General features: G+C 38.0%; 7 protein-coding genes and 1 pseudogene. 2 read left to right on the top strand and 6 right to left on the bottom strand.

Features of this window, described 5'->3' with window-relative positions; translation table 11 throughout:
- The 3 genes from FJR38_RS29320 to FJR38_RS11880 all read right to left on the bottom strand — a co-directional run.
- On the bottom strand, positions 1–1,408 hold a 1,408-nt coding region (locus FJR38_RS29320), incomplete at its 3' end, for a tetratricopeptide repeat protein (RefSeq protein WP_174763981.1).
- Positions 1,395–2,159: an ATP-binding protein gene (locus FJR38_RS11885; protein WP_168537253.1), complete on the bottom strand. Its 765-nt coding sequence runs from the start codon at positions 2,157–2,159 to the stop codon at positions 1,395–1,397. The genes FJR38_RS29320 and FJR38_RS11885, both read right to left, overlap by 14 nt.
- An 11-nt stretch (positions 2,160–2,170) precedes the next feature.
- Complete coding sequence (locus FJR38_RS11880; protein ID WP_168499811.1) at positions 2,171–2,437, bottom strand: hypothetical protein; 267 nt, start codon at positions 2,435–2,437, stop codon at positions 2,171–2,173.
- Between the two features lie 233 nt (positions 2,438–2,670).
- On the opposite strand from FJR38_RS11880, the pseudogene FJR38_RS29170 reads away from it, so the two are divergent.
- A pseudogene (locus FJR38_RS29170) lies at positions 2,671–2,736 on the top strand (hypothetical protein); the annotation flags it as partial.
- 134 nt (positions 2,737–2,870) lie between these two features.
- Here FJR38_RS29170 and FJR38_RS11870 read toward each other — a convergent pair.
- From FJR38_RS11870 to FJR38_RS11860, 3 genes are all read right to left on the bottom strand, one after another.
- Positions 2,871–3,638 (bottom strand): ChaB family protein, encoded by a 768-nt coding sequence (locus FJR38_RS11870; protein ID WP_168499812.1) that lies wholly within the window; start codon positions 3,636–3,638, stop codon positions 2,871–2,873.
- A 38-nt stretch (positions 3,639–3,676) separates the two neighbouring features.
- Positions 3,677–4,216, bottom strand: coding sequence for a Dps family protein (locus FJR38_RS11865; RefSeq protein WP_168499814.1), 540 nt, complete (start codon positions 4,214–4,216; stop codon positions 3,677–3,679).
- A gap of 209 nt (positions 4,217–4,425) precedes the next feature.
- The gene (locus FJR38_RS11860) at positions 4,426–4,791 is read right to left on the bottom strand and encodes a hypothetical protein (protein ID WP_168499813.1); all 366 of its coding nucleotides are present in this window, start codon (positions 4,789–4,791) and stop codon (positions 4,426–4,428) included.
- 218 nt (positions 4,792–5,009) lie between these two features.
- Between FJR38_RS11860 and FJR38_RS28465 the strand changes: the two genes are divergently transcribed.
- Positions 5,010–5,270 (top strand): hypothetical protein, encoded by a 261-nt coding sequence (locus FJR38_RS28465; RefSeq protein WP_254449441.1) that lies wholly within the window; start codon positions 5,010–5,012, stop codon positions 5,268–5,270.
- Positions 5,271–5,554: the final 284 nt, after the last annotated feature.

Raw genomic sequence — 5,554 nt, 5'->3', positions numbered from 1 at the left:
CTTCACTAATTTTTAAGGCGCGAAGAAAGAGGGATTCTGCCTCCTCATATCGTCCTATATTTCGATAAAGTTCCGCTAAATTATTGAGACTAGTTGCAGTATCAGGATGATTTTCTCCTAATTGATCCTCACGAATTTTCAGGGCGCGAAGAAAGAGGGATTCTGCCTCCTCATATCGTCCTTTATCTTCATAAAGTAACCCTAAATTATTGAGACTAGTAGCCGTGTCAGGATGATTTTCTCCTAACTGCTCTTCCCAAATGTTCAGGGCGCAAAGAAAGAGGGATTCTGCCTCCTCGTATCGTCCCGCATTTCGATAAAGTTCCGCTAAATTATTGAGACTAGTAGCCGTGTCAGGATGATTTTCTTCTAATTGCTCTTCATAAATGTTCAGGGCGCGAAGATAGAGGAATTCTGCCTTCTCATATCGTCCTTTATTTTGATAAAGTGCCGCTAAATTATTGAGCCTATTAGCAGTATGAGGATGATTTCCTCCTAATTGCTCTTCACTAATTTTCAGGGCGCGAAGAAAGAGGGATTCTGCCTCCTCATATCGTCCTTTAATTTGATAAAGTCCCGCTAAATTATTGAGACTAACAGCAGTATCAGGATGATTTTCTCCTAATTGCTCTTCACTAATTGAGAGCGCTTTTTTATAAAAATCAACTGCACTGGCATAATCACCCTGATCTTTCTTAAGATTACCAATATCTCGTAACAAGGTCGTAATATAACGCGGGTTTTTCAGGTTTATCTCTTGGTAAAGAGTTTCCGCACGACTCAAAAATGACTCGGCTTTTACAGAATGCCCAGAACGCATTTCGATCAGTCCCTGTAAATGGAGGGAAAATCCTTTTCCAAAGGTATCTAATCTGCCAGCTATTTCATATTCTAAAAAGCTTTGAACCGCAGCTTGCATCCGCTCAATTTGATGATAAGTCCACCAATTAATACCTCTATCCAATAATCTTCCAGTCTGAGCCTTGCCTTCATTGAGAATCTCGTGATAACAAAATTCCACATCTTCTTCTGATGACATTTTTTCAGCAAAAAAATAATCAGCAGCTCGTTGGGATAGACTCAGAAATTCATCTTTATCCTGCTGCCAAAGTTGATTTAATAACACATTTCGCGTTAGTTCATGGATGTTGTATCCCTGTTTGGGAAATTTTTCAACAAAGGTTAACGCTGTTAAATTTTCATACAATTTCTCCGCTTGTTCTGCTAACTCTGGTCTTAATGCCGCCAAAATATTAGCATCAAAAAAATGGGGAATTGCCGCTGCCCAGAGTATGGATACTAATTCATCAGACATCTGACTCATTTGTAATTCCAGCAAAATCCATTGCCGTTCTGTCTCTGTCTCGGCTTGCTGAACTCGTTTTAGTATCTCTTCAATACTGACCACTGTTTATCACTGCTAATAACATTTCATGAACACTTTTAGGATGACCTTTAAGCCCAATTAAGATCGGTTTAATCGCATGATCAGGTAAATCTGAACAAAACTCGCACCATGCCTTTAAATCATCAATTGGAGTCAGTTTAAAATGTTCACATTCATGACCCCAAACTGAATTATTTATATTAGGAATTATCTGCCCAGCAATAACTATTACAACATTTTTTAAACGTCGTTCAACAGTTCTTAACCATGTGCTTTCAATCCAATCCTGTAATGATTTACTAGCCATTTGGTAAGTATCAAGTGTAATTACTATTTGATGCTCAAATTTTTCTAAATCATGAAAAAAAGCATCATGTAACTGCCGTAAACGATGCTCCTGCGCTTGTGGATCAATACTAGTACCGTTAATTGCTATGGAAATTTTGTCTGCTGCAATATCATTTTCAGAAAAATCAACACTTCCTTGTATAAAGGTTCTAAGCTGTTTTACAAAAGTTGGAAATTGCTCCCGTCCCAAATCATTCACAACTTCCGACAAAAATGCGGCAATACTATCTAGTCCTTTACAATCAAACGGCACATATTTCACTTCATCTGGGCATTGTTGTCGAAATCGGCTAAGAAGAGACGTTTTCCCCATGCCTGATTCTCCTTCAATGAGCATAATGCGGCAATAATGGTCGCCCTGTGCCATTTTTAGAAATGTTTCAAGTTCCTTTGTCCGGTTCGCTAATTTACGCAGTTTTGCCATTGATCCAGCGGTTACGAGTTATCTTTGTCGGTGGAATCCTTCAATGGTTCATCATAACCCAATTCCGCTTTCTGCTTACCGTCAACATCGTTTTCCAAAAAATCAGCGTCTCGCATTCGATATTCACCCTCACCCCGGAGTTTATTGCCCTTAAACACGACATTTACTGGTGGATCATCCTGTACTGGCTCATTTGCCTTGGCTTTAACCTTCATCGTGCCTTTTCTTCCATTCACAGAAAGGTCTGTTAGGCGATCGCGGAGAAGATAAACGATCACAATTAAAAAGACTGCAATAATTATTGCGATGATGACAGTTGCATCCATACTTAACTTCCACCTCACTCTTGCTGAAAAACTATCAATAAGTCATTAAGATTATCATATTTTTCAGGCGTTAGAATGAATACTAAATATAAAGATTCGTCTATCTGCCAAAGATAAAAAATTATTGAGAATCCTTGTTTGCAGTTGAAATAGCGATCGCCTACGCTGGGGCATAAGCCCGGCGGCTAGATGGCTTATTTTTACCTAACCCAGAGTACCCACAAGACCCGATTTATTTTGTGGAAGCATGAAGAAAACTATTTTAGTGTCTAGATAGCGAGTAAGATGACTGGATTACGACAGTGATTTTACGTAAAAAATACCCATCTAGATCAATAACTAGGCGGGTATTTTTAATGATAATTAATTTGTTGTCTGAATGTTTTTAGCGCAAAACTTTAACTTTTGACCAAACACCATTTTCATCTTCATCAAATTGCTTATGAACTTCATCCCATGCCATTTGTTCAGATGTGAGTTCGTCCATATTTTCATTCAGTGCAGTATTATAACGCTGAATAAATATGCGTTGCGCTTCTTCTGATAAATGAGTCCGAACTTCCGGGGCTAAATCTTCAGGACTGTTGCATCTTCCAGGACAAGGGTGAGGTAGTGTTTTTTCAATTGTGTTAATTTCTTCACCACCTGAACTTTCCAGGATTAAGTGGAATTCCCCAGAGCGATCGCTCGGTACTTCTACCATCACTAAGAATTCACCAGCTTCTAAGCGGGTTTGATAGAGTGTAGCTTTGTCCTCTGGCATTCCTAAAGCAGTGAAAACTGATACCAAACCTGCACCAGCACTACCAGCGATCGCTCCACTTGCAGCCCCTAATAATATAGCTCCAATCGGACCTGCTGCCACAATTGGACCAACAAAAGGAATAAACAATACACCTACACCAGTGAGCAAACTGAGGAATGAACCAAACAAAGAACCAAAAATTGCTCCTGTTCTCAAACCTCCGAGAATTACATCTCGCTTCGTAATAAAACCAGAAATTCGCGTTTCTGACTGGAAATTTCTTCCCATTACCGAAATATGATCTTTCGGTACACCTCTATCTAATAAACGCCGAATTACATTATCAATTTGCTTCTGTTCTTTAAATACAGCCGAGATGGTACGCTCTGCTTGATATCCTTCTGGCACTTGTTTACTCCTAATATTTTATGTTGACAATTTTTTAACTAAACACCCACGGGGACTTTAGTTTCTGCTGATTGTTTTTGACCATTTGGTTCTAATGCTTCTCCTTCAATAAATGAGCGCAGCATCCAAGCCATTTCTTCATGTTTTTCCATCAATTCAGTTAAGAAATCCGCAGAACCTTGATCATGAAACTCTTCACTACACTGATCTAAGTGCGCTCTTAAATTGCGAATAATCTGCTCATGATCTTCCACTAATTGAATTACCATCCCCGTTGCTGTGGGAATTTCTCCGCTATGTTCTTGGAGAGTAGCCAGACTCAGAAATCCTTCCATTGTGCCAGTGGGATAACACCCCAAAGTCCGAATTCTTTCAGCTATTTTATCAATATTTTCTGTCAGTTCTTCATAGTGTTCTTCCCAAAGTTCATGCAAACTACGGAACTGAGGACCAACAACATCCCAGTGATATTTTTTCGTTTTTACTAGCAGCACATAGGAATCTGCTAAATCTTGATTTAACAAATTGATTACACCGTGACGCTGTTCTTCTGTCAAACCAATGTTTATTTTATGTATTGTCATGATTCTTTCATCTCAATTAGCACGTAAATACCTTAAATCTACGTTCTCAAAATATCAGCATGATCCACATCAGTTAAAAGTAAGATTAACGTTTCATGATTTCTCCATCTTTAGGAAGATGTATTGATAATTAATGATTTAATTCAGATCCCCAAATTCTTAAATAATTCGGGGATATTGTAGTTATAGTTTATAAAGGATATTTACTTCTTGTTCCCTGTAATTTTTTCCAAAAAGCCTTCTACTTCCTCTGGCACTGAAGTTGCATTTTGGGAATTTTCGGGAGTCTTCATTTTTTCAATGTCAGCATCTCCCTGAACTTCATTAAGTCCTCTTTTTGTTTTTTCTTGAGTTTCTTTCAGTCCCAATGGTGGAACTTGAGCCGCTTCATCAGTTAGGCGTTGAGTCTCTGATAGTTTTGCCGTTCCCTCTGTAGGTTTACTTTGATAACTACTGATAGCTAAAGCCGGAAAAGCATTAAATAAAAATATGAAAGCACAGGCAAAAGCCACTATTATGAATCTGGATGCTAACTGCAATCTAGACTTAATAAAATCAAGAATGTTCATTTTATATTTTTAGGGTTGTTTCGTGTTTCCATAATAAATATTAATTAAATAAAATATTTTTTTAATCAATCTTATGGGAGAATTAAACTTAATCTACTTAATCTAAAACTAAACTCAAAATACTTCTCTAGATAGATAACAAGTATCCGCTCAATAAGTAGGGGTAGGGGAGAAAAATAAGATAAGTAAGGGACATAGAATATAATAAAATATAAGACATGACGCAAAAACAGGATTCGAGTAAGAAATCAGGAGAAGAAATACTGCAAACCATCGAGCCAAAAGGGATTGCAGACGAATCAATGCGTCGGACAGTAGAAATATTACTCAACTTAATAGAGCAATTACAAGCAGAAGTTAAAGAATTACGAGCAGAAAATCAACAGTTAAAAGATGAAAATAACCGTCTGAAAGGAGAACAAGGTAAGCCAGACATCAAAGCCAATAAGAAAGAGTTGACCAATAATCATTCATCATAAAAAGAGCGAAAAGCTCCAAAAAAGCACAGCAAAAGCAGTAAGAACGGGACGATTAAAATAGATAGAGAACAAATACTGGAATATCCACAAGACAAACTACCAGCAGACGCAGAGTTTAAAGGGTATCAAGAAGTAATCATCCAAGACATCATCCTGAAAACAGACAACGTACTATTTCGGAAAGATAAATCTAACTCACCCTCAGCAGGAAAAACCTATTTAGCCGAACTGGCCCAGTGGCACAAACTCTGGTTTGTGATGATGCTCCTCAGTTCAAGCTCCTG

Origin of the sequence: Anabaena sp. UHCC 0253 (assembly GCF_009712085.1) — a bacterium.
Lineage (GTDB): Bacteria > Cyanobacteriota > Cyanobacteriia > Cyanobacteriales > Nostocaceae > Dolichospermum.
Note: the sequence above shows the minus strand (reverse complement) of the source record. Positions and strands in the feature narration are given on the sequence as shown.